2 protein-coding genes are annotated in these 487 nt (G+C 43.5%); both read left to right on the top strand.

The features are described 5' to 3' along the window. Positions 1-240, top strand: a 240-nt coding sequence (locus tag H5084_RS19330) for an IS66 family insertion sequence element accessory protein TnpB (RefSeq protein ID WP_182692242.1), incomplete at its 5' end; no start/stop codon positions are given. Continuing rightward, positions 237-487 (top strand): IS66 family insertion sequence element accessory protein TnpB (gene tnpB, locus H5084_RS19325; protein ID WP_182692241.1); only part of this gene is annotated, 251 nt, incomplete at its 3' end. The genes H5084_RS19330 and tnpB, both read left to right, overlap by 4 nt.

Raw genomic sequence — 487 nt, 5'->3', positions numbered from 1 at the left:
ATTACCACTTATTATAAACAGCGCACTTTATTGACAGAGGGCTTGCCTAAAACACCTTTACCAACACAAACGCCAAGACCCACAGCATCACGCTTTGTCCAGGTAAAACAAACCACTGAAATCAGCGCTCAAACTCACCAAAACAACATACAGTTTGATACGCGTACAGGCCAACTTACCCTGTCAGTCGATTTAGCAACAACCGATATTGTGGCTATCATTAAGGGGCTAGCAGTATGAGGATGTTTGTCGATGTGCCCACCGTTTATTTATGTGCCGATGCCGTCGATTTTCGTAAATCGATTAATGGACTGGCGGCGTTGGTAGAAGCAGAGCTTGAATTACCTGTGCTCAGTGGGGCGCTATTTGTGTTTTGTAATAAAGGCCGTGACAAACTCAAACTACTTTATTGGGATAATACCGGCTTTGCACTCTGGTATAAGCGGTTAGATAAGCATAAGTTCAAATGGCCCAAACTTATATCTCC

Origin of the sequence: Psychromonas sp. SR45-3 (genome assembly GCF_014163575.1) — a bacterium.
Lineage (GTDB): Bacteria > Pseudomonadota > Gammaproteobacteria > Enterobacterales > Psychromonadaceae > Psychromonas > Psychromonas arctica.
The sequence above is the reverse complement of the archived record's forward strand: the minus strand, read 5'-3'. Positions and strand labels throughout refer to the sequence as shown.